This window comes from Psychrobacter sp. CAL346-MNA-CIBAN-0220, assembly GCF_040309805.1.
In the GTDB taxonomy this organism is placed as follows: Bacteria; Pseudomonadota; Gammaproteobacteria; order Pseudomonadales; family Moraxellaceae; genus Psychrobacter.
The window spans coordinates 1,440,458-1,465,506 of sequence record NZ_JBEOPF010000001.1; the positions used below are offsets into that span (position 1 = coordinate 1,440,458).

21 protein-coding genes are annotated in these 25,049 nt (G+C 43.2%); 13 read left to right on the top strand and 8 right to left on the bottom strand.

All coding sequences use genetic code 11. The features are described from left to right. The first annotated feature begins 85 nt into the window (after positions 1–85). From AAEY88_RS05660 to AAEY88_RS05690, 7 genes are all read left to right on the top strand, one after another. Positions 86–1,372, top strand: a complete 1,287-nt coding sequence (locus AAEY88_RS05660) for an HlyD family efflux transporter periplasmic adaptor subunit (RefSeq protein WP_350560204.1) — start codon at positions 86–88, stop codon at positions 1,370–1,372. A 357-nt stretch (positions 1,373–1,729) separates the two neighbouring features. Continuing rightward, the gene (locus AAEY88_RS05665; protein WP_350560484.1) at positions 1,730–2,452 is read left to right on the top strand and encodes a response regulator transcription factor; all 723 of its coding nucleotides are present in this window, start codon (positions 1,730–1,732) and stop codon (positions 2,450–2,452) included. Positions 2,453–2,557: 105 nt separating this feature from the next. Then, complete coding sequence (locus tag AAEY88_RS05670) at positions 2,558–4,750, top strand: ATP-binding protein (RefSeq protein ID WP_350560206.1); 2,193 nt, start codon at positions 2,558–2,560, stop codon at positions 4,748–4,750. 287 nt (positions 4,751–5,037) lie between these two features. After that, positions 5,038–5,808, top strand: a complete 771-nt coding sequence (locus AAEY88_RS05675; protein ID WP_350560208.1) for a methionine ABC transporter ATP-binding protein — start codon at positions 5,038–5,040, stop codon at positions 5,806–5,808. A 19-nt stretch (positions 5,809–5,827) separates the two neighbouring features. Then, positions 5,828–6,514 (top strand): methionine ABC transporter permease, encoded by a 687-nt coding sequence (locus AAEY88_RS05680; protein WP_350560210.1) that lies wholly within the window; start codon positions 5,828–5,830, stop codon positions 6,512–6,514. Positions 6,515–6,771: 257 nt separating this feature from the next. Further along, on the top strand, positions 6,772–7,743 hold the full coding sequence (locus AAEY88_RS05685; RefSeq protein ID WP_350560212.1) for a MetQ/NlpA family ABC transporter substrate-binding protein: 972 nt from the start codon (positions 6,772–6,774) through the stop codon (positions 7,741–7,743). A 297-nt stretch (positions 7,744–8,040) separates the two neighbouring features. Beyond that, positions 8,041–8,889, top strand: a complete 849-nt coding sequence (locus AAEY88_RS05690) for an aldo/keto reductase (RefSeq protein ID WP_350560214.1) — start codon at positions 8,041–8,043, stop codon at positions 8,887–8,889. 111 nt (positions 8,890–9,000) lie between these two features. Here AAEY88_RS05690 and ccmE read toward each other — a convergent pair whose 3' ends face one another. The 5 genes from ccmE to ccmA all read right to left on the bottom strand — a co-directional run bounded on the left by ccmE (position 9,001) and on the right by ccmA (position 12,530). Continuing rightward, positions 9,001–9,501, bottom strand: a complete 501-nt coding sequence (gene ccmE / locus AAEY88_RS05695) for a cytochrome c maturation protein CcmE (protein ID WP_350560216.1) — start codon at positions 9,499–9,501, stop codon at positions 9,001–9,003. A 249-nt stretch (positions 9,502–9,750) separates the two neighbouring features. Next, positions 9,751–9,963 (bottom strand): heme exporter protein CcmD, encoded by a 213-nt coding sequence (gene ccmD / locus AAEY88_RS05700; RefSeq protein WP_350560218.1) that lies wholly within the window; start codon positions 9,961–9,963, stop codon positions 9,751–9,753. A 26-nt stretch (positions 9,964–9,989) separates the two neighbouring features. Further along, positions 9,990–10,778: a heme ABC transporter permease gene (locus AAEY88_RS05705; protein ID WP_350560220.1), complete on the bottom strand. Its 789-nt coding sequence runs from the start codon at positions 10,776–10,778 to the stop codon at positions 9,990–9,992. Between the two features lie 362 nt (positions 10,779–11,140). Next, positions 11,141–11,797: a heme exporter protein CcmB gene (locus AAEY88_RS05710; protein ID WP_350560486.1), complete on the bottom strand. Its 657-nt coding sequence runs from the start codon at positions 11,795–11,797 to the stop codon at positions 11,141–11,143. A 103-nt stretch (positions 11,798–11,900) separates the two neighbouring features. Continuing rightward, on the bottom strand, positions 11,901–12,530 hold the full coding sequence (gene ccmA, locus AAEY88_RS05715) for a heme ABC exporter ATP-binding protein CcmA (RefSeq protein ID WP_350560222.1): 630 nt from the start codon (positions 12,528–12,530) through the stop codon (positions 11,901–11,903). 77 nt (positions 12,531–12,607) lie between these two features. Here ccmA and AAEY88_RS05720 point away from each other — a divergent pair, with 77 nt between their 5' ends. The 3 genes from AAEY88_RS05720 to AAEY88_RS05730 all read left to right on the top strand — a co-directional run bounded on the left by AAEY88_RS05720 (position 12,608) and on the right by AAEY88_RS05730 (position 15,644). Further along, positions 12,608–13,747, top strand: a complete 1,140-nt coding sequence (locus AAEY88_RS05720) for a hypothetical protein (protein WP_350560224.1) — start codon at positions 12,608–12,610, stop codon at positions 13,745–13,747. 68 nt (positions 13,748–13,815) lie between these two features. Next, entirely contained in the window at positions 13,816–14,658 is an 843-nt protein-coding gene (locus AAEY88_RS05725) for a YbjN domain-containing protein (RefSeq protein ID WP_350560226.1), read from the top strand. A gap of 71 nt (positions 14,659–14,729) precedes the next feature. Next, on the top strand, positions 14,730–15,644 hold the full coding sequence (locus tag AAEY88_RS05730) for a histone deacetylase (protein WP_350560228.1): 915 nt from the start codon (positions 14,730–14,732) through the stop codon (positions 15,642–15,644). 44 nt (positions 15,645–15,688) lie between these two features. Here the strand turns inward: AAEY88_RS05730 and AAEY88_RS05735 are convergent, their stop codons facing one another. Both AAEY88_RS05735 and coaBC read right to left on the bottom strand, forming a co-directional pair. Next, positions 15,689–16,462 carry a sulfite exporter TauE/SafE family protein gene (locus AAEY88_RS05735; protein WP_350560230.1) on the bottom strand — a complete coding sequence of 258 codons (774 nt, stop codon included), beginning with the start codon at positions 16,460–16,462 and terminating at the stop codon, positions 15,689–15,691. A 66-nt stretch (positions 16,463–16,528) separates the two neighbouring features. Next, the gene (gene coaBC / locus AAEY88_RS05740) at positions 16,529–17,911 is read right to left on the bottom strand and encodes a bifunctional phosphopantothenoylcysteine decarboxylase/phosphopantothenate--cysteine ligase CoaBC (protein WP_350560232.1); all 1,383 of its coding nucleotides are present in this window, start codon (positions 17,909–17,911) and stop codon (positions 16,529–16,531) included. Positions 17,912–18,041: 130 nt separating this feature from the next. On the opposite strand from coaBC, the gene radC reads away from it, so the two are divergent. From radC to AAEY88_RS05755, 3 genes are all read left to right on the top strand, one after another. Further along, positions 18,042–18,725 carry a DNA repair protein RadC gene (radC, locus tag AAEY88_RS05745; protein ID WP_350560234.1) on the top strand — a complete coding sequence of 228 codons (684 nt, stop codon included), beginning with the start codon at positions 18,042–18,044 and terminating at the stop codon, positions 18,723–18,725. A 298-nt stretch (positions 18,726–19,023) separates the two neighbouring features. Then, a complete protein-coding gene (locus tag AAEY88_RS05750; protein ID WP_350560236.1) occupies positions 19,024–21,942 on the top strand; it encodes an acyl-CoA dehydrogenase in 2,919 nt (972 codons plus the stop codon). Between the two features lie 513 nt (positions 21,943–22,455). Continuing rightward, positions 22,456–23,832 (top strand): dicarboxylate/amino acid:cation symporter, encoded by a 1,377-nt coding sequence (locus tag AAEY88_RS05755; protein ID WP_350560238.1) that lies wholly within the window; start codon positions 22,456–22,458, stop codon positions 23,830–23,832. A 131-nt stretch (positions 23,833–23,963) separates the two neighbouring features. Here AAEY88_RS05755 and AAEY88_RS05760 read toward each other — a convergent pair whose 3' ends face one another. Next, positions 23,964–24,719, bottom strand: coding sequence for a TSUP family transporter (locus tag AAEY88_RS05760; protein ID WP_350560240.1), 756 nt, complete (start codon positions 24,717–24,719; stop codon positions 23,964–23,966). Positions 24,720–25,049 lie beyond the last annotated feature (330 nt).

The window sequence follows — 25,049 nt, forward strand, 5'->3', positions numbered from 1 at the left end:
CTAGTTATCGCACCTAACGCCCTTTATCTATATAATAAAATTACGTTTACGATGGTGACTGATAATGAGTAGTATAAGATTTTCTATGTGTTGCAAGAGTAGTGCTCTTGTACTGAGCACCTTACTTATGGTTGCTTGTCAGCCCCCCTCATCTAACAATAACCGGCAACCTAATGAGAATAGTGAGCAGACGGATTCACCCATTGTTATCAGCGCTGATAGCGTTACTATGGCACCTGGTTATATTCTAAATATTAAACCATCACGCTACCAGCCAAGCCTTGGACTGCAAGGTGTTATTGAACCTATCAAGCAGTCACGCTTCGTTGCCGCCCATCATTTAACAGTGCAAAAAGTGCTGGTCAAAGAAGGTCAATGGGTAGAAAAAGGCACCCCTTTATTAATCGTACAGCGTCAATCGGCCAGTTACAAACCAGCTGCGACTGCCATTACCACTGATACTAAAGCCGAGCTAAAAGTAAAAGAAGACTCTCTAACAACTCAATCAACCCAGCCTCAGCCCGACAGTAAAGTGGCTAGTAATAATAAAAAAATCTCTGATAAACCTCTCGACAATTTTCTCGATATGACCCAAGGCCGTACAGAGCAAAGCGACTCTAAGCCTAATATATCGACCCAAGCACCAAATAACTCTCCCCCAACAAATATTGACCCAGCAAATAACGATGCAGTAAATAGTAAGGAAATAAATAGCAATAAAGCGAATAATAAACAACAGGCAACCCTCTCAGCACAGCCGATTACCGTTCGCGCCAGCTTTTCAGGACGCGTGGACACTTTATATGTTCAAGTCGGACAGCAAATGGCCGCCCGTACGCCACTGTTACGGCTAAGCGATGACAAAGATTTACGCTTTATTGCTACCTTACCCATTGAAGCTGAGCCTCAGCTCTCTGTTGGACAAACGGTAAACTTTACGACTGCAGGTCTATTAGAAAAATTTACCGGACAAGTCAGTAAGCTGGCTGGTGATCCGCCCAATCAATTGTTGGTCTACGTGCATGTGATCAACAACGAAGCCAGTCGTGGTAAACTTAAACCTGATATGGCCGTCACTGGTCGGGTCGATTATGGACAGATAGAAGTCGGTACTATTGTCCCAAAACATGCTATCCACGATGCTGATTTAACAGAACTACAAACGTCACCTTATAAACCACTCACCCCGCTCACAGCCAATGTCTGGATTATCCAACAAAACCAACGCTTAGCCCGGCAGCCTGTAGAAGTCATTGAATATGACCCGAGTACAGGCCAATATCTTATCGCTGGCATTAGTAATGATAGCTTGATTTGCTTAGCGGAGTTGCCATCAGAGTCGGCTGGTAAAAAAGTGGTGGTGTCGAAGTAAATGTTTCAAAATAGGAAGTTTACAGTTATCGTCAAACCCAGCTGGCTGACTTTCACTTCTCATCTTTATACCATTAACTTATAATGTTTAGCTGTATTCTATGCTGAGTTATATTGCTAATTATAAAAACAGTTACATGGTGTAGAAATATTAACAAAGCATGTCTTGTTTGCTCATGCCCTATATAGGCAAGATGGTCATAGTATTTGTTAAGACCTATCGACTAAAATATATTTAATTATGCTTTCAATTTACTTTTGAAAATGTCATTTTATTTAAACTATTTGAAAATAACTCATTATAACCAAATAAATAGACCAACCAATATAGACAACTACTAGGAGCCTAACCATGAGCATGAGTAAGCAGATTTTATTAATTGAAGATGATCCAGATCTAGCGGAATTAATCAGCGATTATCTGACTATGAACTATTATGATGTGCATCATGCTGGTCTTGGTCAAGAAGGTCTTGAGATATTAGATACTAAAGAGCGCGATGTTGATTTGGTAGTGCTCGATCTGATGCTACCGGATATGGACGGTATGCAAGTCTGCCAAAAAATTCGTGGCAATAAGAATAATATGACCAATAAAGTACCGATTATTATGCTCACGGCCAAAGGCGACACCACTGATCGTGTTTTAGGGTTAGAGATGGGCGCTGATGACTATATCTCTAAGCCCTTTGAGCCTCGTGAACTATTGGCACGTATTCGCGCCGTTATTCGTCGTCACGAACAGCCCAATCAGGCTGATAGCCAATCAGATAGTTTAACTTTCGGGCGTTTAAGTGTCTTTCCTGACAGTCATGAAGTTACCATCGATGAGAAGCCTGTACGCCTAACGACACATCAGTTCCAATTGCTGCATTATTTTGCTACACATTCAGGTAAAGTGCTTAATCGTGAGCAGCTATGGCAAGCAATGCCAAATGATGACAGCTCAGACAATATTGATCGTGCGATTGATGTGCATATTTCACGTCTGCGGGCTCTAATTGAAGACAATCCACGTCAGCCAAAACGCATTATTACGGTACGCGGTGTCGGCTATCAATTTGCCACTGATCAAGTTTAATCGATAGTAAAACCATTGATTAACAATCATCATGATGAACGTGTTTATCATTATTGTAATTAGCAGAATAATTGAATATGAGCATATGATAATAGAGATTATTTAATGCAACAGCTGGGTTTTCGCTCCGTCTTTGCTAAGCTATTTGCCAGTGTCATGCTGGCTCTCATCTTGTTTGCTGTGGCTATGGTATTGTTGACCCAGCTTGTCCATGATAAAGACGCTGGCATTCGCTCAGAGGTAGTAGCGACTCAGATTCTGGGTCAAATAGATCCGTTTTTGCATGAGCTAAATATCGCTGTTAGCAAAGACAATCGCTTACAATCGCGCTTTATGCTGGCCGTTGTCAAAAAGAGCTTTGACATCTTTGATGAGTCATTGCAAGCAAAAATGGGCCTGTATAACAGCGAAGGTCATTTGCTTATGCAAACAGACAATAGCGATTTGCCCCTAGAGCTACCAGCCAAACCGTCTTTATTATCACGTGTTTTCCCTTCGTTTTCGGATACCCCGCCTACCCTGCAAGCACAAGTCTACAGCAATACCGGCTACACTCTGCTCTATGAATCGCGTCTATCGCCTAAAAAGCCAGTACTCTCTGCGGCGTTAAATTTATTTACGGGTACTTTGCTATTACTACTGATTATGGCAGGCGTACTATGGTGGATTGCGCGCTCAATGACTTGGCGACTCAACCAGATGAGCCAACAAATGAGCCAGCTTGGCGATGGCGATTTTACAGTACGTGTCAATGCGCGTGGTAATGACGAGATTGCGTCACTAGCGCGTGGGTTTAACCAAGCAGCGCAAAAAATCGAACACCTTATCAATGCCAACAACTTACTGCTAGCACATGCATCACATGAGCTGCGTACACCGATTACCCGTATTCGTCTACAAATTGAGATGATGGATATGCTTGCTGGCGCCATGCCTACCGACGTTAAAGCAAAATTTGATAAGCGTGCCCAAGCTATCAATCGTGACCTCTCGGGACTCAATGACTTGGTTGAAAGTATTTTGCTAGTCAGTCGTTTGGATGCTGGTCATGTGATGCAGCAAATCGAACGCTTAGATTTATACGATTTGGTTAATCAAGAGCGTCAGCACTATTCTGAAGCGACCTTAATCGGCGAGCATATCGTCATTGAGGGTCAGCCATCGATGTTGACGCATTTAATTCGCAATCTATTAAATAACGCTATGTTACATGGCGTACCGCCTGTAACTGTCTTACTTTATGGCGTACAAGCTATCGATGAAGCGGATATAGTGCCTGATTATCTATTGCAATCAGTGCTGTCTAATAGTTTCTCTGATTACAATAATTCAGATTATAACTATTATGACGAAAAATCTGATAATAGCTTAGTGAATGAGCTTGATGAAAACGAACCACACTTCTCTACAGCAACTGACAGCAATTCTGATAGCGCTAATAAAACCAATACAGATAATGTAGCAATATTGTCCGTTCCCGTTATTTATCGAAATGGTGAAACCCTTGTCCTCGAGGACAGCCATAACATTGATAACAATAATATCAGCGATAACAATAATAGTAGTGGCATAATAAAATCTGACTCAAGTGCTGATAAAAAAGGTTCGCAAGCAAACTCGACGTTACATCAAAATACAGCGAAGCAAGAACCGCCAACGGTAATTAGCACTGAAAATGACAATGCTAGCAATAGTACATTAAGCCCTAGAACGCCTACTGTTAGCGATGATTCTCTTATTAATAACTATAATAAATTCACCACTGACCTAACCGATAAAATAAAAAAAGTCATTTGGCGGGTAGTACCTGATGCGATAGAACTAGAGCAATCGCAATCAGGTAGTCATAGTAGTAACAGTAATAACTCTGATCACATCAAGAGTGCTGCCTCCACAGACAATAAAAATAAAGCGTATAAAAATGACAATAAGGATAGTAGTAAAGAAAACAGCGAGACGTCCACTACGCCGCGTAAAGAAAATTTATTTAGAAAACATTTAAAAAAATCTAAAGCGGAACCTACACGTCCGCTACCAAAATATGCCGTCCTGTCTGTGATTGATGAAGGTAATGGCATTCCTAAAGATAAGCGTGAAGAAATATTCAGCCCCTTTGTACGTCTGCAACAAAAGAACAAAGGCTCAGGTTTAGGTTTATCACTAGTATCACAGATTGTTACGGCCCATCAAGGTCATATCACCACTGATACGATTAATGGGCATACCAGATTTCTGATAGTGCTACCAGTCAAAAACGATCCAGATTATGACTATCACGAGCATAATAACCGTGATTAGATAACCCATCTGCTCCAATAAATGTCTTATAACTTCAGCTTGAGTAGGCTAATTATACAATCCTATGATTACCGTTCCATCATCCTTACCAAACCCTAAAAATCGCCGGCAGAGATGTGGCTACTAATCCTTTTTCTATCATAAGCCAATCGTGGATGCGCATATCCAAAACGCTTAATAATATGCTATATTACCGCCCCTCACTGTTACTGCCAGCGGTCCGTATTTACGCTGACGTTACAACATTTTTATAACCGCTAAAATATTTATTAAATTTCGAGCATTCCATGAGTGACATGATCGTTCTAAATGATGTGACCAAAAGCTTTTTAAGCGACCGTTCAATAAAAAATAAAGACGGTAAGCCGCATTGGTTTACTGCTGTTGAGCCGACGTCGCTATCTATCAAACAAGGTGAAATCTTTGGCTTGATGGGCTATTCAGGCGCGGGGAAATCTACCTTACTACGGTTGATTAATTTACTTGAGCGTCCTGATAGCGGTGAAGTGATTATCGATGGCGTTAATTTAACTAAGCTATCCGCCAGCAATCTGCGTATTGCACGACATAATATTGGTATGATTTTTCAGCAATTTAACCTGATGTCGAATCGTACGGTATTTGACAATGTGGCGTTCAATTTGACGGTCTCAGGCTACCCCAGTCGTGATGTTCATAAACGGGTGATGGACTGTCTTAAGATTGTTGACTTGATCGACCGTGCCAGTCATTATCCTGCGCAGCTGTCGGGCGGTCAAAAGCAGCGTGTTGGTATTGCCCGCGCTATTGCGCCCAGCCCTAAAGTATTACTGGCTGATGAACCAACCAGCGCGCTTGATCCTGAAACTACCCGTAGCTTATTGACCTGCCTGCGTGATATTAACAAACAGCTCGGGGTGACCATTGTCGTTGTGACCCATGAGATGAGCGTCATTCGCCGTCTATGTCACCGCGCCGCATTGCTTCATCAAGGGCAATTGTTAGAGGTCGCAGATATTCGCGATGGTCTGATTCAGGCTACCACCCCGATTGGCCAAGGCTTAGTGTACGAAGACTAATGAGGCAGGAGAGATAAACATGTTGACTGGTGCTGAATTATCCGCCTCAATAGACAAGCTGTTTGAACTGCGTAAAGAGATTTGGAAGGCGTTCTTTGATACCTTTATCATGCTGGGCATTTCCACTACGGTGGCGATTGTCATCGGCGGACTGTTCGGAATATTTTTATTCTTATCTAGCGATCGGCAGTTTTTGCAAAATAAGACGTTGTATGGGGTACTGGGTGGTATCACCAACTTTATGCGCGCTTTTCCATTCGTAATTTTGATGATCGCCATGAGCCCCTTTACTAAAGCTATTGTAGGCACCGGTATTGGACCGATTGCTGCCTCTTTGGTATTGGCGATTGCCGGTTCGTTTTATTTTGCGCGTTTGGTAGAACAGAATCTACGAGAAGTACCGCGCGGTATTATCGAGGCGACCGAATCTATGGGTGCGCGGCCGTTTACTATTATTAAAGTACTGCTCAACGAAGCGCGTTCAGGACTGGTACTATCGGTGACTATTCTTTGTATCAGCTTGCTGTCCTATTCAGCTGCTGCTGGTATGATTGGTGGCGGCGGGCTTGGCGATTTGGCCATTCGTTATGGCTACTATCGCTATCAGACTGAGGTGATGGTATTTATCGTGATTATGCTATCGATTATGGTGGTCTCCATTCAAGGCCTCGGTAATTTGCTGGCGACTCGTCTAGACAAACGCTAAATATTTTCATAGATGCCCAACGCTCTAATAAGCATGAAATCACTTGCATCTATTACTGAACACTACTAATGAATAACACTCAGGATTTAACATGTATTAATCCTGAGCTTAGCGCTTGACTTTGTAACTGAGTAAGTTTAATTTTGTTATCATTCTAGCAACATTTGACCCAGCAGCATGCCTATTCATAATGTTGCTTTTTTAATGACTGCATTAACCTTATTTGTACCTAACATATTTATTATTGAGGAAATTCCATGAAATTAACAGATATCAGCCGTCAGTTAGCGACCGCATTTGCTGCTGTTGGCGTATCAAGCCTAGTCTTAGTCGGTTGTAATAATTCATCAGCGCCAGAGGCCACGCAAGAGCCGGTTACTGAAGGCACGGAAACTGCGGCAGCCGCAGGCGATATCGACCCTGACCATACCAAAATCATCATCGGTACGACTGAAGGTGACTTTGCTGATATGGTACGCAATCAAGTTAAAAGCTCACTTGAAGCCCAAGGTTATGAAGTTGAGCTGATTCCTTTCACTGACTATGTCCGCCCTAACCTAGCATTGGCCGATGGCGATTTAGACATCAATATCTTTCAGCATAAGCCTTACCTCGATACTTTCAAAAAAGAGAACAACCTTGATTTGGTAGAAGTCTTTCAAGTGCCCACTGCGCCACTTGGTATCTATTCAGGCAAAAAAACCAATCTTAATGAGGTTTATAAAGGCATGAGCGTTTCTGCGCCCAATGACCCCAGTAACTTTGCCCGCGCCTTGGTCATGATGAACGATCTAGGCTGGATTACTTTAAAAGATGATATCGACCCACTCACTGCCTCAAAAACTGATATCGCTGACAATAGCAAATACGAGATCAAAATCATTGAGTTAGAAGCTGCTCAGTTACCACGCGCCCGTGACGAAGTAGACTTTGCGGTCATTAATGGTAACTATGCAACTGACGCTGGTATTAAGCTGACCGAAGCACTATTTCAAGAACCCAGCTTTAACTATGTCAACTGGTCGGCAATCAAGTCTGCTGATGTTGGTAAGAAGTGGGTTAAAGACGTTACTAACGCTTATAACTCAGAAGCCTTTAAAAAGTATGCCCATGATACATTCCCCGGTTATAAATATCCAAAAATCTGGGGCGCTGGTGACAGTACCGTTACCGCCACTGACGGGACTGCGAGCGCAACAGGTGACGTTGTAGCCGCACCAGCTCAGTAGTTAAGTAAGCACTAAAACATATAGAAGATATAAGTATCAAAACGTCCATTACCTACTGGTAGTGGACGTTTTTTATGATCTGTATTTTATAACTGACACTGAGTCTAGTTACTAAAAATGACGTTACAGCCTGTGTGCCCTTTGTAGGAAAGCGTCACTTGCTCTTTCACTTAGCGCCAGTTTTTTTTATAGTAGATAAGTTGAATCAGCTCTTACTATAAAGATGCTGGTTATTTTTCTCTAATAGTTAAATTTATGAACCAACCAAATTCATAAATCAATAATAAGGATAATTATATGACTTCTAAAACCTATAATATTCGTACTGCCGGACAAGCGAGCATTCCTGTGTTAGGCCTCGGCACATGGCAGTCAACAGGTCAGGACTGTATCGACGTGGTCAGCCAAGGCTTAAAAATGGGCTATGAGCATATTGACACGGCTCAAGCTTATGACAACGAGAAAGAAGTAGGACAAGGTATTAAGCAGTCAGGTATCGCTCGCGATAAGTTCTTTTTAACCACCAAAATATTTCCTGATGACTTAAAGTTCCAACCAGAAAAACTGATCGCTGCCACTAAGCGCTCTTTAGAAAATCTCGATACTGATTACGTTGATTTATTATTGTTGCATTGGCCTGATGATCGCGTCCCCTTATCTGAGACGATACCTGCGCTATGTGAGCTACAGAAACAAGGGTTGACCCGCCATATTGGGGTCTCTAACTTTAACATTGCCCATTTGATTGAAGCAGAAAAGTATGCCGATGTGCCTATTGTGGTCAATCAAGTCGAGTTTCACCCTTTTATTAAACAACAGACTTTACAGTCATTTTTGAACAACCATCATATTTTATTAGAAGCCTACTCGCCACTGGCACGCGGTGATGTATTTGATAACAAAATCATTAAAAAAATTGCTGAAAAACATGGTATTACCCCAGCGCAAGTATCATTGGCTTGGATTTTATCAGATAAAGACCGAGTAGCAATTCCAAAAACGGCTAACCCTAAGCATTTGCAAGGCAATTTGGACGCTATTGACGTCCAGTTGAGTGCTGATGAACTGGAACAGATCGGTAGCTTAGCACGCAGTGATGGCCGTAAAATTGAACATCCTGACTATACCCCTGAATGGGATGACTAAAATAGAGCGCATCAACTGTAAAGCTATTACATCGCAAATTTTAAGTACAAAAAAAGCCACTGATATCGAATCAGTGGCTTTTTTATTGATACTACTGAATGTTAATAGTACTTACTGCTGTAATGTTTGAGCTTCGTTAATAGGTTCAGCAGGGTTGTATTGCTCTGATGCGGGAGTTAAGCCGCGGCGATTATTTTCCTTTAACGATTTAGCAACTTCTGGCGGCATGTAGTTTTCATCATGTTTAGCCAGCACTTCACCAGCAACAAAGGTTTCGCCTTGCATTTTACCAGTAGCGACAATACCCGAGTTTTCAGCAAATAAGTCCGGTAAAATACCCTGATAAGTGACTGGAACCGTTGATTTAAAATCGGTGATAGCAAACTTAACATTCAATGGATTGTCTGCCGCCCGATGGACACTACCAGCAACCACCATCCCGCCTGCGCGAATACGTTTATCTTGTGGGGCGTCACCTTGAGAAATAGCAGTCGGGTCAAAATAATAGTCGGTTTGCTGCCCGATGGCATAAATGACTAGCACTACTGCCACTGCTGCGCCTGCAAGCGTAAAAAAGACCCACATAAGTTTTTTGCGTCGAACTGCGTTCATACCACTACCTCATTGATGAGTGATTGCTGTGCAAAACAGAGAAAGAGAATAAGGAGGCCTTTTTCATAATAAATGAGACAGGAGGTCCTTCTTATGGCTACTTATTAATGCTTGCTTATAATGGCTATATGATAGCATTTTTCACCCATATCAATACGCTCTTTGCAAATTGGGTGCACTGGTAAGTATCATCTTTAAGTAGAGTCAGAAAAATATATTGATAGCTAAGGTTATGATTTTAAGCTGATTTTATAAAGCAGAGGATTTATTAACCTTAGAGCTGCGCTGCGCTTGCCGTGCTTGTTGAATGGTCAGCTGCTTAATGAGCGCTTGTCTTTGACGACGACTATACCAGATAAAAACAAACATTATACCGACCGTAATCGCCCAGCACGACCAGACGTAAACCCCATGATCACCCATAGCGATAAACTCAGATACGCTATAAAAATAAGGCTGCATAGTGTTCTCCCAAACGCTATAAAGCGTTATTTATTTTGTCCACGGATGTATTCTTTGACCCAAGCCTTACCTTGATCGCGATATAGAATAAGCGTATTGGTTCGGTAAATGGCTAAAGTGGCTACCAACAAATAGCCACCGATCAGCATAAGTAGTAGTGGCATCCACATATCAGCAGACATTTTTGGGGCTTCGGTCAAAGTAAAGGTCGAACCTTGATGTAAGGTATTCCACCATTGCACTGAGTACTTGATAATTGGCAAATTTACCGCACCAACAATACATAAAATAGCAGCGGCTTTACCACGATTAGCAGTATGCTCAAAAGCCGCGAACAGCGCCATCACCCCAGCATATAAAAACGCTAAAATCAGCATCGAAGTCAGACGCGCATCCCAGACCCAGTAGGTACCCCAAGTTGGTTTTGCCCAGATAGAGCCAGTTAAGAGACTAATTACGCACAATAAAAAGCCAATGGGCGCCAGCGCTTGCGCCACCAAATTAGCAGTTTTAATCTTCCATACCAAGTAGATCACGCCCAGTACAGCAAGAGCAAAATAAATGGAGATGGCAAGGCTAGCGGCTGGCACATGAATAAATATAATGCGATAGCTGTTGCCTTGCAGATAATCAGGTGGCGCGAAGACCAAGCCCCAAATACTACCCACCAGCAGGAACATACTGGCTAATATCGCCAGCCATTTGACCCATGGCGCAAAGATACGAAAAAACTGCTTAGTACCTACAGTGGCCAAGAAGCTTTGCCAAATGCGCTGCCATAGGCTTGGAGATGAGATATTATTTAGGTTGGGCATGGGGATAAACCTATTGCACAGCATAGCGGTTGTGGCTGATAGATGGACATTTCTTGACACTACTATCTGCGAACCTGCCAGCGTTAAACACTGGACAGAATCTACTAATCACCATTATAGCAAAATTGCCGCTTTTCACCACGTCGATAATACATAAGGGATAAATATCACAGATTACTGAGTAGATATAATCAATCTTGCTTAAAAATTTTGCAGATACGATTTGATAAATATAGACAAGCAACTTTGAGAGCTTGCGAACAACGGAATTCAGTATTATTTATCAAATTACTATCAAAACTAGAGACTGGTTTTACTTTTAATTAATTATCTAGGCAAACAGATGATTTTTTTAAAACGCTTTAATTTAACCATGCCATTTTTAAGGTCATGGCAATTACCCATGGCATCACTAAAACCGAGACAATACTACCAGCCAATAATAGCGCCAAAATAGGCAAGCCATTAAGACCGGTGGCAAATAAATCAACGGCACCGGTCGCAAAAATGAGTACTGGCAGCTGCATCGGTAGCGCAATCAAGGGCACGAGCACCGCGCCATTTTTGAGCGATAATGTCAAACTACTGGCAACCGCTGACAACATTAGCAACATCGGACTACCCGTCACGATAGAGGCCATCAGCACACCAGTTTCAAGCCAGCTTAGCTGAAATAAAGGCACCGCAAGCAAACTAAGCACTGCCACAATACCACTGCTAAATATCCAGTGGATAACCAAGCGAATCAGCACCCAAAGTGGTAGCGAGGCTTTTGCTACTACCAATTGCGCTAACGTACCGTTATCAAGCGCCGGTTTGAACAAACCCTCGACACCCATGACCAATGACAATAAAGCGGCAATCCATACGGCCGCTACGCCTAGACGTTGGAGTAATTGTGGCTCACTTCCCACGGCTAGCGGAAATAAAGTGATAATAACCAAGAACAATACCAAAGGATACAGCCACTGTACCGCCCCTTGCTGCTTAACCTGCCATTCGCGGCGCCACAATTGCATAAAACTGATACCACGTGTGGCTGTATTGTCAGAAGTGGTATTATGAGCAGAAGTGACATTATCAGCTGCTATTTGTACTCGACTCTCTGTCATCATCCACCCCTTATACCATATAATCTGACAAATCGAGCACTTGATTGGCAACGCCTACTGGTTGATGACTGGTCATCACTATTGCGCCACCTGCGCCTACAAACTCACGCAATCTAGTCTCCATTCGCGCCACCATATCGACATCTAGCGCCGTAAATGGTTCATCCAATAACCATAAGGGCGTCACTTGCGGGGTCAATAAATATAAGCGTGCAAGAGTAATACGGCGGGTTTGCCCAGCAGATAAATGGCTTGAGCTAATAGTCTCAAATCCTTGTAGTCCTACCCATGCTAGTGCGTCATCAACATCAGCATTACTAGGCGATATGCCATATAAATTCAACAAAAAAGTCAGGTTTTGTGCCACAGTTAAACTGGGATGAATACCCAATTGATGTGACACATAAAGCGGCTGTACTGGTACGCCAGCTGTCCCTTGATAATAGATTGAACCGGTTATTATTGGCAGTAATCCGGCAAGCTGCATCAGCAATGTGGTCTTACCTGTACCGTTAGCGCCAATCAGATGGCAGATACTACCGACAGATAAATCAAGCACCACACCTTCGCACAACGGGATTTCACCACGCTGAACCGTCAGCTCATCAAAGGTCAGTAAAGGTACATGCAGAACGGGCATCAAAACCTCTTATTACAAATTCAGCGAGCGATAAATATTCACGATAAACAACTATTGCGTTCATGGCATAATACGCTATGCTCACTACCACACCACAGTATAACAAATTGTCGATTATTATGATCTCAAAACATAAGCAGACCTCCACAGACACCCAAAACTCAGATACGACTTCAAGGTCCGCTGTTACTGAGGGGTCGTCAACTCCCTTAAGCGCAACCCTGACGATAGGCCGCTTAATCGAAGCGCACGTGGTGTTTATCCAGCAGTGGTTGCGCGAGCAAGCGCAGCCACTCGCTATGGAAGCTTGGCAGTGGCTTGGCGCACAACCGATGCGTAAATATGTGAGTAGCGAGGATTTGCAGCGTTTGCTTAACGACTGGCTTCTCAGCCAGCCAATGACTGAGATTATGCGTCAGGATATCCGCGATATTTTACAGACCCTGATTTATCATCCAGTCAATGATAGCGTACCTTTGTCTGAGCTGGTCGATGATGCCCAAGTCGATACCCTCGCCACTTATGTCGGTAGTCATAAACAGCAGCGTAATATCCTGATTCATACGCTGGTTGGTAATGAAACTTTTGCCGATTTATTAACGCAAACGCTTTATCACGCCATCAATGATTTTATGGAAACCACCCTTGATAAAGCCGGCGGCGTGGGTAAATTAATGAAGCTTGGGCGTAGCTCCTTTGAAAAAGCCACCAACCGTAACCTTGACGAAAAACTGCAAGCTTATCTGCATCGTAATATTAAAGATTTGACCCGACGCGCAGAAACTAATGCACAACAGCATCTGTCCAACGAAGAAGTCACGCGCCTGCTAGTTACTGGTTGGGCACGTGTTAAAGACCAGCCGGTCAGCCAGCTACAACGCTATCTAAATAATAATCCTGATAATAGTAGTATCGACCATATTGAAGCCAGCGTACAGCAAAGCTACAACCGTTTGCGCTTGTCACCTTATTTGCATAGCTTAGTGACCGCATCCGTAGAGACTTGGTATGCCAATCATCAGTCTGACACTATTGCGACGGTAGCAGCAAGTTTGGCCATTGATGAGCAGGCAATGGCCCAATTAAGCAACGCCTTACTGCCGATTGCCCAAGATGCTATTGAAAGCACATGGCTGAGCGCGCATATCCGTGAGATGTTGCAAGCATTTTATATGCAGCCTAATATCAAAGAGGGTCTAGGGTTTGATAACACTTAATTAGCTATTTTTTAACTTATTTAGTTTTCATGATTTTTTATTCTTTACTAATAGTTAGTACTTTATTTATGAGTCCCCACGATAAACGCAGTTTTTGGCAAAAAATAAAACGGCTGCTGACCCCATCAGCATCGCGCTCTGTTATCGATGAAACCGATGCGCGTGGTGGTTCGCTGCGAGTAGATGTCAGTGATAAAAAGACTGACACTAGCACTGACATTGTTAATAAAGGCGATAGCGTGAGCACTAGCGACGCTGATCTATCAGATTCTAGTGATACTCAGAAACGTGACCTTGATGGCAAAAACTTTGAGGGCAAAAATTCTCAAGATCCTACATTTAACAGTGATAACTCTAAAAACATTGCTCCTAATAAAAGTAACGACACGCCTATTGTAGATTACCTCAAACAATATTTACATAAGAGACAGTGGCACTACACTTATTATCGTCCAAACTCCTCTGATAGTCAGCAATCGCACCATCTGTCTCTACGGATGAAAAACAAACAAATAGACTGTGGCTACCTATTTCGTGTCCAAGAAAGTAATCGCTTGCTGGCAGTTTATGGTATTTTGCCGTTTTTAATACCGGAAAGCCATCAAAGTGCCGCCATGCTACTCATTACTCAAATCAACTATGACATGCTCGTGGGCAATTTAGAGATGGATGTTAATGACGGTGAAATACGCTATAAAAACGCCATTGATGTTGAAGCAGTCGGGATAAATGACGACATTACTGAGCACTTACTACAAAGTGTGATAGCGATGACCACCGTCACTTATGAGATATTTAGCGACTTGATTAATACTCAAGAGCCTGCCGAAGATATGCCGACGTTACTCGGTGAGCTCCGTCAGCAAGCCGACGCGCGAACGTTCTTTTTAGCCACTCAAAAAATGCAATAAGTAGGGCGTAAAAAAAGCTATTCGAAACTATTTACTAAACAGTACTTTTAAAAAAAAGTGACTATACACTTATGCTAAAAATTGCCTATTCTGAAATTTTCCGTTATTCAGTTCCTGAAAAACATCGCTTTCCAATGCAAAAATATACCCTAATTCCTGAGCGCCTACTCGCTGAAGGCACTATCAATACTGCTAACTTTTTCGCCCCGTCAAAGTTAACAGAAGCTGAAATTTTAACCACTCATACCGCCGAGTATTGGCATAAGCTCAAAACCCAAACATTAACCCCAAAAGAAGCGCGGCCGATCGGTTTTGAGATGACGCCCACACTGGTAGATCGCGGTCGCCATATCGCTCATGCAACCTATGAATGTGCATTATACGCTCAGCAATATGGGGTAGCCATGAATGTCGCGGGTGGTACCCATCATGCTTTTGCCGATCATGGCGAGGGCTTTTGTGTGTTTAATGATGTTTGTATCGCCAGCAACTTATTATTGACACGTGGACAAGCACAAAAAATATTAGTGGTCGATTTGGACGTGCATCAAGGCAATGGCAATGCCAGTATTATGGCCGATGAGCCCCGGGTCTTTGTATTTAGTATGCATGGCGCCAAAAACTATCCCTTTCGCAAGCAAATCTCCGACCTTGATATCGAGCTAGATAATGATACCGGTGACACCGAGTATTTACAGATTTTGGCCGAAACTTTACCACGCTTAATTATAGAGGTCGCGCCGGACATGATTTTTTATCAATCGGCGGTAGATGTATTGGCAACTGATAAGTTAGGTAAGCTGGCATTGTCGCAAGAAGGCTGCAAAGCGCGTGACGAATATGTACTACGCCAAGCAAAAGCGGCCAATATACCAGTGACAATCGTGATGGGCGGTGGCTATTCAGAAAATATTGAAGATGTGGTTGAAGCGCACTGTAATACTTTTCGCCTTGCTCAGCAGATATTTTTTGATGAGATGGATTAGTGAGTAATTAAGCTTATATAGTTTTTGGCTACAAGCATTTGTAATTACAACAAGGCAGTAATACCTTGCCAACCAACACGCACTCCAAGTACCGTTAAGATCAATAAAATAAGCTGACGAAAACGTGCTTGCGGTAAATAACGACGTAGGCGAATGCCGACTAATAGTGCGGCAACAGACAGCACGCTTAAAAGTGTAATTAGCTGCCATTCGCTACCACTGAGCGCCATAATAGGCTCACGCAGCACGATAATTTGCGCGACTTTGCCCAGTAAATAACACATATTGCCAACCTTAGCGACAGTATTTTTATCCTTACTAGCGGAGAGCAAGTACATCATCAAAATCGTTGACATGGCATTGGTCGCCCCACCAATGATTCCAGCACTCAGCCCAACAATAATCAGCACTGGCTTGGTATCTGGTAGGCGAACTTGTTTGCCCAGCAACGCGCTGATAACGTAAAAGGCAATCACGACTGCCAGTACCAACAAGATATAAGCACTATCTATCCAAAGCAATAATTTTGCGCCAAGGATACTGCCCAGTAAGCTGGTCAATGCCAGTAACCAATAGCGCCTACCATAATAGATAAAATTTTGCCAAATACTACGCTCGCCACCAGTCAGCCAAGTCATGGCATTCAGCAATAATGACGGGAAAATCACTAACACGATGGCATGAGGCAATGGATACATACTGGCTAAAGCAGTAGTGGTCACCAGCGTCACACCCAGTCCGCTGATACCATGTAATAATGAGGCCAGCGCAAATATCGCCATCAACAGCAATGTTTGGGTATTATCACTATCAGTCATAACAGCCCCCACTCACGATTTGGGGCTTATGGTTAATATTCATTGCTATAACTAACCTTGCTTGCCCTACTCACTGTCTTGGCACTGCCATAACGTCTCGCCAATGATATTGGCCAATTGCTCAGCGATCTTATCTTTACTGGCCTTAACTAAGGTTACAGAATCCTGCTCATAACGCTCAGCAAAGAATACTTGCATGGCATTATCGTCACTGGCAAAGCCAATATCCGCGCGTGAGACGTCATTACAGGCAATCAGATCTAGGTCTTTGGCAACCAATTTGCCACGGGCATAGCGCTCAATATCTTGGGTTTCTGCAGCAAAGCCCACCACAAACAGTTCAGGATACGCATGAGAAATGGTTGCTAAGATATCAGGGTTTTTGACCAAATTTAGCGTCATGGCATCTTGGGTCTTTTTGATTTTTTGCGGGGCTGCTTCCTCGGTGCGATAGTCAGCAACGGCGGCAGTCGAGATAAAGATGTCCGCTACTAGGCTGTCATGTTTAGGGGACAGTTCTGTATGGTCATTATCTGTGTCCAGCTCGTGACAATCGCAATCGCTATGCTCATGATGATGCTCATGTTCGTGATCATGATGATGATGTTCGTGCTCATCCTCACTTTCAAACTGTAGCGCGGGATGCGTACCAGCAACACAGTGCTGAACGGCGATGAGCATCTCTTGTGCTGATAACGCATCAATACGCGTGACCCCAAGCGGTGTTGGCAAGGCAACTTTACCACTAGCGATTAAAATAACTTCTGCCCCAGCTTCTACGCAGGCGCGCGCTAAGGCAAAGCCCATTTTCCCTGAGGAATGATTGGATAAATAGCGCACGGGATCAATCGCTTCAACCGTTGGCCCGGCGGTAATGACAACCCTCTTATTGACCAATAGTTGCGGAATACGCTGCTGCGCATTAAACAGACGCACCTCATTCAATAATTGCTCAGGTTCAGGTAATCGTCCTGCACCGACATCCCCGCACGCTTGCTCCCCGCTTGCTGGCATAATAATCTGATAATTCATATCTTGCAGCGTCTGCACATTCAAACTAACCGCTGGATGCGCCCACATTTGCTGATTCATAGCAGGCGCAATCATGACCGGCGCTGTCGTCGCCAGACAAACCGTGGTTAGTAAGTCATCGGCCATACCCATTGCCAGCCGTGCCAAAGTATTGGCTGACGCCGGAGCGATAATCACCAAGTCCGCCCACTTTGCCAGTTCAATATGACCCATACCTGCTTCGGCATGCTCATCAAGTAGCGAGGTGTGCACCTCATTACCGGTCAAGGCTTGCAAAGTGAGCGGTGTGATAAAGGCTTGTGCGCCGGTCGTCATAATGACGCGCACCTCAAACCCCGCTTTAATTAATAAGCGAGCAAATACAGCAGATTTATAAGCGGCAATACCGCCAGTAATAGCGAGTAGAATATTTGACATAAGCAGGGCACTAGTATTAGTAACAGAAAAAAGTTAAGAGATAAAAATTGCGCTTATAGTAACAATTATGAGATAAGTTAGGTAAGGTTTTCGCATTTATCTATAACGGTTCAATATTCAAGGAGTAATAATGGCCATCAAAGACTGGCACGAAGACGATAGACCACGCGAAAAACTGTTGAAATTTGGTGCGAACCACTTATCCGATGCTGAAATATTAGCAATATTTTTACGTACGGGCACTCCAGCGCAATCCGCTATTGAGCTTGCTCGTCATTTAATTGGCCAATTCGGTAGTCTTGCTGAGTTATTAGCGGCCCCCAAAGAGACTGTTCTCGCCTGCCATGGTATCGGCCCTGCAAAATACGCGCAGATGCTTGCATCACTGGAGATGGGCACACGCTATCTGAACAGTCAACTTAAAACGGGGCAGGCTCTTGGGCGCTCGCAAGCGGTTAAAGACTATATCAGTACTCAATTGCGCGGTGAACAACGTGAGGTTTTTGCAGTCTTATGCTTAGATAATGCGCTGAATCTATTAGACTTTGAGGTTTTGTTTACCGGTGGCATTTCTTCTTGCTCAGTATGTATCAAACATGTGCTACGCCATACTCTCAGCCACGCTGCCAGCCAGTTGATTGTCGCTCATAACCATCCGCATACCGATGCCCAGCCTTCAACTGCAGATAACTTATTAACTTATGAGCTTAAAAAAGCTTGTGATCTAATAGATTTATCATTGATTGATCATATTATTGTTGGCCGTAATGACACCTTATCTTATGCTGAAAATGGCTTAGCACCTTTTGGTTAGCTGAGTTGAAGCAAAACTCCTATAGAATAGTGGCTGATACATATTCTCGACACAGCGTAGCATTTTCACTATTGATAGTTGTCAAGACCTATTTCATATTAGAAGATGTGTTTATATCAATAGTATGTCGAGAATATGTAGCAAAGGTTAAATTACGCTCACTGAATCTTACCGTTATTTAATTGATTAAAGATATAAGTACCAGCTACTAGCTGTTAAGATTACGTTCTATTATTTAATAATTAATATAAGCTGAATTTTCTACAGCTTTCAACCCCGTTTTGTTAAGGAGACAGTCATGGCGATTGGCTTATTTATTTTGGCAGTAATCATTCAATTAGCCGTCGTCTTGGCCATATTTTTACTGTCTTTATCTCGTATCATCGGTAGCCTTGTCGCTATTGTAACCGTAATAGTCACCGCGTTTATCAGTCCATGGTCGCTGGTTCTAGGTGTGCCTATTTTACTGCTATGTTTAGCCCTTCTCATCGCACCAATTCGGCGCGCGCTCATTACTAAGCCTGTATATAAGGCTTTGGGCGGCGCTATGCCCAGTATGAGCGATACTGAACGCGAAGCGCTCGATGCGGGTACCAGCTGGTGGGAAAAAGAGCTGTTCATGGGGGCTCCGAATTGGAAAACCTTTGCCGACTACCCCTATCCGCAGCTGTCAGAAGAAGAACAAAGCTTCATTGATAATGAAGTTGAAACCCTATGCATTATGCTTGATGAGTGGAAAATTCAGCACGAAGATAAAGAGCTGTCACCAGAGGCGTGGCAATTTATCAAAGACAGTGGTTTTTTGGGTCTCATTATTCCGAAAGAATACGGAGGTCTAGAATTTACCTCGTATGCTCAAAGTCGAGTGATGAGTAAGATTGCTTCGCGCTCACCTACCGCAGCGGTCACTTGTATGGTGCCAAACTCACTCGGACCGGGTGAGCTCCTCATGCACTACGGTACGGACGCGCAGAAACAACACTGGCTACCAGGATTGGCAAAAGGTGATGAGATTCCCTGCTTTGGTCTCACCGGCCCTGAGGCTGGCTCTGATGCAGGTGCTATTCCTGATACGGGGGTAGTGTGTTACGGCATTCATGACGGTAAGCAAACGCTAGGTCTACGGATGAACTTCTCTAAGCGCTGGATTACCTTGGCACCGATTGCCACAGTAGTCGGCCTGGCCTTTAAAATGTATGACCCAAAAGGTCTACTGGGTGATCTTAATAAAACGGACTACGGCATCACCTGTGCCTTAGTGCCTTCAAGCCATGAAGGCGTTATTATAGGCCCGCGCCATTATCCTAGCGGCTCACCGTTTATGAATGGTACTGTCGATGGTACGGATGTCTTTATCCCGCTAGATTATATTATTGGCGGCGTTGAGAACGCTGGTCGCGGTTGGCGGATGCTGATGGAATGTCTTGGTGTTGGCCGTGGTATCTCTTTACCTGCCCTATCGACCTCAGCCAGTGAGATGACCTATCTATCCGTTGGGGCGTTCGCTAAGGTACGTGAGCAGTTTAAGATTTCAGTCGGCAAATTCGAAGGGGTACAAGACGCTACCAGTCGTATTGCCAGCCAAACTTATATGTTAGAAGCTTTTCGTCATTTGGTCACTTGTGGATTGAACCAAGGGGGCACGCCCTCGGTGATGACAGCAATGGCAAAATATTACGCCACCGAAACTATGCGTGAAGTGGTTAACGATGGCATGGATGTGGTTGGCGGTCGGGCGATTCAGATGGGACCCCGTAACTTTTTGGCCATTCCTTATCAAGCGATTCCGGTCTCTATCACCGTTGAGGGTGCAAACATTTTAACGCGCTCGTTGATGATATTTGGTCAGGGTGCGATGCGCTGTCATCCTTATTTGTTCGATGAGTTGCAATTACTGCAAAGTGACGATAAAAAAAGCGCGCTTAAGCAATTTGACATCTTATTCTTCAAGCATTTGGGTTATACCTTTAATCGTGGCGCTAAAGCTTTTATCGCTGGTTACGTCGGTGGTAGTGATGAGGCACCAAGCTTCGCCGACAGCTTTACTCGTCCCTATTACAAACATATTAACCGCTTAAGCGCCAGCTTTGCATTGACGGCAGATATGGCTTTAGGCTTACTTGCTGGTGATTTAAAACGTAAAGAGATGCTTTCTGGGCGCTTATCCGATATTCATGGACACTTATTTATCGCCACCGCTATCTTATATTTTTATCAGCACGGCAGTAAATCAGCAGCCGAGCGCTTGCATGCAGAAGTCGCCTTACAGCACAGCTTATATACGATTCAAGAAGCGTTTGTATCCTTCTTTGCCAACTTTCCGAATCGTATGGCAGCTAATGTTGTCAGCTTTGTGACCTTTCCGAGCGGACGTATCTTTACGCCCGCCAGTGATGAGCTTAAGCGTCAGCTGGGTGATACCTTTATGGATGACTTTGAGGATAACCCGTTCCGTGATTATCTCAAAACTATGGTCTATTATAATATAGAGCCTGATGATGTCACTGGCCGCATGGAACATGCTTATCAGACCTTACTTGCGGTTGAACCGTTATGGCAGAAATTTAAAAAAGCGGAGCATAATGACAGCTTTGAAGGCTTAACCTTTGAAGATCACGTGGTACATGCCAGCCAGAGCGGCGTGATTACTGAAGAAGAAGCAGAACAGCTGATTAACTATAATGCGCTGCGTTTTGACTCATTATTGACTGATGTGTTCGATGGGCATCTACTGCAAGCACAAGAACGTTTCAATCCGCACAGTTTAGAAAACGCAGTCAGCAAGCTTACCGACTACGCACAAATTAAAAACGACGCACAAATTAGAAATGGCATGAAATTAACTGACAAGGAACAGGCCGATAACAGTAGAAACAGTGCTAATCCTAACCATGTAGCAGCGCACACAACCAACATTCATGGGCAAACTGGCGATGCCAACCCCGATCATGGTTACGAGCCTGACGGCGATGTCAAACTGGTAGGCGAACAAAATACCGCTAAAGAAATAACCGAGCAAACTGACTTTAACAAGTCGCATCCCAAAGCAGAAGCATTGAACCCTCGCTATCGTGATGCGGAATCAACGTTAAGCGAACGGATGAGTTACAACCATAGCCACAGCGCTGATGATCAGTCAACTGTAATTGAAGATAAAAAGTCAGGCAGTTCTAAATGGCAAGACGGATTACGCCGCGAAGAAGATGACAAGGCTTAAGACTACTTATAAAGCATTATAATTAACTGATTATTAACTGCTTTATACCTTTACTAGCAAGATTATCTAATAAGATAATCTTGCTTTTTTATGGCGTTTTCATTAACGCTTAGACTTATGAAATCCAAATTTCTCCTAAGATTTTTATCCTATTATCAACATTAAGGTAACACCATTTTAGGGATCTACTATTCAAACGATCACTAGAAACCTTAGTACATTGTCAACAAAAAACGGTTTGGAATACCTATATAGTCATATTTTGAGCCAGTACATTTAAGAGCTGATACCCACAAAAAGCGATGATGACAATGCCATATTGTTTAAATCATAAAAAAATCTTGCAGTACCCCTAACAATTATTTTATATTGTCCCCCAAAATGTGACCCTAGATGATAGAAAAAAGAAATTTATAAACGTAACAAGAGCCGTAATGAGAAACAGAGTCGTAATCATATTGATTTAAACACTAGTTTCAATACGGAGAGTTACGTACACCAAGGATATAAGTTATGTGGAAAAAGATGGGACTGACAGGCAAGATTATTGTTGCCATGGTACTTGGTATCATTCTAGGTTTGTTTATAAACTATTCCGGCTTGAATGCCGAAGGCAGCTTTGTTAACACCTATGTAACCAATGGATTTTTTGCCATTATCGGCAAGTTATTTGTTAATTCTCTCAAAATGTTGGTAGTGCCGTTAGTGCTAATCTCGCTGATTTGCGGCGTGTGCGGCATCGGTGATATCCGCTTATTAGGACGTATTGGCGGCAAAACTTTTTTGATTTATATGATGACCACGGCGCTAGCGATTGCAACGGCAATTGGCCTTGGGGTACTATTTGGTATCGGTAAAGGTATGAATATCGAAACCGAGGCCGCATTTGAGGCAGAATCAGCACCGCCTCTGCTCGATGTATTCTCCAATATCATTCCCTCCAATCCCATCAGTGCGATGGCGAACGGCGATATGTTGTCGATAATTTTCTTTGCTATCTTAATCGGCGTCAGTATTTTAATGGTTGGGAAGCCTGCTAAAGGGTTGGTACAAAGCTTAGAATTAATTAATGAAGTCATCTTAAAAATGGTGACCATCATTATGAATCTTGCACCATACGGTGTATTTGCACTATTAACCAAAGCCATGGCAGAGTTAGGTTTAGACTTGATTTGGTCATTACTCGGTTATGTGGCGGTGTTGATCGGCTCGCTCGCCTTTCATTTCTTTATTACCATGATGATAGTGCTCAAGCTGTTCTCAGGCTTATCGATCAAGACCTTTTTGACCAAAATGCGTGAAGTACAAATCTTTGCGTTTAGTACGTCAAGCTCAAACGCTACGATTCCTATCACCCTGCGTACTGTCACCAAACGTATGGGCGTCAATAACTCAGTAGCCTCATTTACGGTTCCTTTTGGCGCAACCATCAATATGGATGGTACGGCCATCATGCAAGGCACGGCAACTATTTTTATTGCCAATATCTATGGAATCGATTTAGGCATTGCTGAATATCTCACGGTTATTTTAATGTCAGTACTCGCCTCCGTTGGTACGGCGGGCGTTCCTGGGGTTGGTCTGATTATGTTATCGATGGTATTTGCCCAAGTCGGCTTACCCATCGAAGGTATTGGTCTTATCTTAGGTGTGGATCGTATTCTTGACATGTTACGTACCGCAGTGAACGTCGGTGGTGATGCAGCAGTTACCGCTATTGTGGCAAAATCTGAAGGTAAAATGGATTTAGCAATTTATAATGATCCCGATGCCGGCTCAAAAGAGGTGTTCGATGGCCATATCGATGAAGATAACGAGCGCGAGTTCTCGAAAGTCTTTAGCGATGGTATTATGGGCAGTGAGTATGATGAGGTTGATCGCCGTCGATAGTAATTGATTTGTAATTAATTTATTAGCAACCAACAACTCGCTAAACAGAAACCCCAGTTCAATTTGACTGGGGTTTTTTATTGAAATATGTTTTATTCAAATTACTTTTTATAGATAATATCGCTATGACATTAACCAAGAACGTATTTAGTCACCATCGCCAAGCACACCAATACAATCATGGGGCGAATCAGTTTACTACCACCTCTGACCACCATGTGCGAGCCAAAATAGGCACCAATCGTCTGTCCAACCATCATCGCTAGACCCACTTTCCAGAGTACATTACCGCCGAGAATAAAGAATATCAGTGAGCCGATATTGGTAGATAAATTCAGCACTTTTGCCGCACCAGTCGCCTCAATAATTTGCCGACCGCGCAAGGCCACATTACCGAGCGCAAAGAACATACCTGTCCCTGGCCCCATATAACCATCATAAAAGCCAATCAAGGGCGCGGCGACCTTTTGCCATGCGCCTTCACTAATACGCGGTTCGGCTTCTACTTCGCCAAGCTTGGGTGCAAATAAGGTATAAATACCGATAGCAGCAATCAAGAAAGGAATCAGTTTTTCTAACACGTCAGGTGGCGACAGTTGTACTGCGATTGAGCCAATAATTGAGCCAATAAAGGCGGCAATAATAGCAGCTTTAATACGCTGAGGTTTAATGATACCTTTTTTGATCATAGTAATAGACGCCGCCAATGCTCCTGACGCTGCTTGCAATTTATTAGTACCCAAAGTCAACACTGGTGGAATGTTCGCTAGTAGCATAGCGGGAATGGTTAATAAGCCGCCGCCACCAGCAATAGCATCAATAAAGCCGGCAAGCGCTGCCACCGCAGTAAGCATTAAGATAATCTCTAAAGATAGCGATACGTCCATTAAACTGGCCTTGTCAAAAATTTGTGATAAAAATAGCAGTAAGGGTTAGGTGTCTAGTTCAGTATGTATAAGCCTATATCATTTATGTAACATCAAAAATAGAGGGCGATTTCGGTGAAAAAATAGACGCAAAACTATTAAAAACGGCTCATTATAAAGTTAAAATTATAAAAAAAACCAAAACCGTAACAAAGTCTGCTAAATTTGTCATTAGTATATGTTTACTATCAGTAGACAGTAGCGGGTGACGGCTTTATATTCTATGCTATTTGCTGTCATCCACCTTAGGCGATCAGGCATAGTAGCAGTAGTTATCGGCTGCTAAAATAA

Coding starts and splice junctions, on each gene's coding strand:
- AAEY88_RS05660 (WP_350560204.1), top strand. CDS start 86: ATGTGTTGCAAGAGTAGTGCTCTTGTACTGAGCACCTTACTTATGGTT.
- AAEY88_RS05665 (WP_350560484.1), top strand. CDS start 1,730: ATGAGTAAGCAGATTTTATTAATTGAAGATGATCCAGATCTAGCGGAA.
- AAEY88_RS05670 (WP_350560206.1), top strand. CDS start 2,558: ATGCAACAGCTGGGTTTTCGCTCCGTCTTTGCTAAGCTATTTGCCAGT.
- AAEY88_RS05675 (WP_350560208.1), top strand. CDS start 5,038: ATGAGTGACATGATCGTTCTAAATGATGTGACCAAAAGCTTTTTAAGC.
- AAEY88_RS05680 (WP_350560210.1), top strand. CDS start 5,828: ATGTTGACTGGTGCTGAATTATCCGCCTCAATAGACAAGCTGTTTGAA.
- AAEY88_RS05685 (WP_350560212.1), top strand. CDS start 6,772: ATGAAATTAACAGATATCAGCCGTCAGTTAGCGACCGCATTTGCTGCT.
- AAEY88_RS05690 (WP_350560214.1), top strand. CDS start 8,041: ATGACTTCTAAAACCTATAATATTCGTACTGCCGGACAAGCGAGCATT.
- ccmE (WP_350560216.1), bottom strand. CDS start 9,501: ATGAACGCAGTTCGACGCAAAAAACTTATGTGGGTCTTTTTTACGCTT.
- ccmD (WP_350560218.1), bottom strand. CDS start 9,963: ATGCAGCCTTATTTTTATAGCGTATCTGAGTTTATCGCTATGGGTGAT.
- AAEY88_RS05705 (WP_350560220.1), bottom strand. CDS start 10,778: ATGCCCAACCTAAATAATATCTCATCTCCAAGCCTATGGCAGCGCATT.
- AAEY88_RS05710 (WP_350560486.1), bottom strand. CDS start 11,797: ATGCAATTGTGGCGCCGCGAATGGCAGGTTAAGCAGCAAGGGGCGGTA.
- ccmA (WP_350560222.1), bottom strand. CDS start 12,530: ATGCCCGTTCTGCATGTACCTTTACTGACCTTTGATGAGCTGACGGTT.
- AAEY88_RS05720 (WP_350560224.1), top strand. CDS start 12,608: ATGCTCACTACCACACCACAGTATAACAAATTGTCGATTATTATGATC.
- AAEY88_RS05725 (WP_350560226.1), top strand. CDS start 13,816: ATGAGTCCCCACGATAAACGCAGTTTTTGGCAAAAAATAAAACGGCTG.
- AAEY88_RS05730 (WP_350560228.1), top strand. CDS start 14,730: ATGCTAAAAATTGCCTATTCTGAAATTTTCCGTTATTCAGTTCCTGAA.
- AAEY88_RS05735 (WP_350560230.1), bottom strand. CDS start 16,462: ATGACTGATAGTGATAATACCCAAACATTGCTGTTGATGGCGATATTT.
- coaBC (WP_350560232.1), bottom strand. CDS start 17,911: ATGTCAAATATTCTACTCGCTATTACTGGCGGTATTGCCGCTTATAAA.
- radC (WP_350560234.1), top strand. CDS start 18,042: ATGGCCATCAAAGACTGGCACGAAGACGATAGACCACGCGAAAAACTG.
- AAEY88_RS05750 (WP_350560236.1), top strand. CDS start 19,024: ATGGCGATTGGCTTATTTATTTTGGCAGTAATCATTCAATTAGCCGTC.
- AAEY88_RS05755 (WP_350560238.1), top strand. CDS start 22,456: ATGTGGAAAAAGATGGGACTGACAGGCAAGATTATTGTTGCCATGGTA.
- AAEY88_RS05760 (WP_350560240.1), bottom strand. CDS start 24,719: ATGGACGTATCGCTATCTTTAGAGATTATCTTAATGCTTACTGCGGTG.